The 1,389-nt window shown below is 42.1% G+C and carries 1 protein-coding gene; it reads right to left on the bottom strand.

All coding sequences use genetic code 11. The features are described 5' to 3' along the window. Positions 1 to 45: 45 nt before the first annotated feature. Complete coding sequence (locus B5D47_RS11245) at positions 46 to 1,125, bottom strand: IS110 family RNA-guided transposase (protein WP_078931922.1); 1,080 nt, start codon at positions 1,123 to 1,125, stop codon at positions 46 to 48. Between the last annotated feature and the right edge of the window lie 264 nt (positions 1,126 to 1,389).

Genomic DNA, 1,389 nt, shown 5'->3' with positions numbered 1-1,389 from the left:
TCCTATGATATTTGTCAATAGCAAGGAACTCCTGATTCCATAATTTTACGATGCTTTTGATAAAGCTTCAACTGCAAGTTGTGATATTGAAGTTGAAGGTCTGTTTTCATATGATGTTCCTGTCTTCAGCAACGTGTACATCAACTCTGCAAGTTTTCTTGCTACAGCCACAATTGCAATTTTTTTTCCTTTGCTTTGAACCTGCGTCATATATAGATATTTTTCCCTTAATGCTCCGCTTCCTTTTGACCTTACATGTGACCATGCCGCCAGTATAAGGAGAGAGCGTAAGTTTCTGTTCCCGCATTTTGTTATATGACCAAGCCTGCAAATTGTACTGGACATATCAAGCCGGGGAACAAGTCCCGTCGCTGCTCCTATTGCACCGACATTCGGAAATCTGGATCCGTCGCCTAAAAAAGCAACAAATGCCGAAGCAAGCTGCTTTCCGACTCCAGGAATTTCTTCGAGTTTTTCTATATTCCTGTCGCCCTCAATTTCCTTGTCTAATAGACCTTCAACTTCTTCTATCTGCTTTTCTATAAGCTCCAGTTTTTTTATATTCCGTTCTGCCTGCAGAAGAAAAAGTCCATTCAACATCTTCACACATTCTTTTCTGTTATTGTTATTATCAAGATCTTTCTTCGTAATTTCTGTGATTCCGCTTTCGAGGAATATAGCGTGCATTCTGTTGATTTCTTTCGTTCTGTCGTGCTTGAGCTGTCGCATTTCAGTAAGAATCTGCCTTAAATTTTCTTCATGCTCTGATGGAAGTTCAACTGAAGGCAGTTCTTCATTTGAAAACTTCTGGACAAGTCTTGCAAGTTTTAATGCGTCTTCCTTGTCATTCTTTTTTACGGAGCGGTAAATTAAGGCTATCTGGCTGGGATTAAGGAGGACTACTTCGCATCCGACTTCTTTGCGTATTTCCTTTACCATAACCATAGCCAGTGAGCAGACTTCTATGGCTACTCTGTCTGTCTGATTGAGCTTTTTGTAAAGTTCTTTCCGGCCCTTTGGGCTTGTCAGCCCGTTTGTTCCTGTTACTTTCCCGTTCGAATGAATGAACTTAATTTCATAAGTCCTTTTCCCCAGGTCGATACCTACAAATCTCTTCTGTTCCATTTTTTACCCCTTATATGATAAAATGGAATCAGGAGTAAACGCTGGTAGTGGTATACCGTGCTCCTATCCGAGGTCGTGGGGAATGCCCCCACGCCTCATTATGGCGTACGGCGGTCGGCTTTGATTAATCTTAAACCCGAAGTAAGCGGCTGCCATTCACGCAGTGGCTTCTTCACCAGTAGTTAGAACCTTCCGCCGGCTCTCTGATTCCGTCAAACCAGAGTACCACTTTTTCCCAGCCTTTTATATCATGCCATCTTAAAC

The organism is Treponema berlinense, assembly GCF_900167025.1.
Taxonomy (GTDB): domain Bacteria; phylum Spirochaetota; class Spirochaetia; order Treponematales; family Treponemataceae; genus Treponema_D; species Treponema_D berlinense.
The sequence above is the reverse complement of the archived record's forward strand: the minus strand, read 5'-3'. Positions and strand labels throughout refer to the sequence as shown.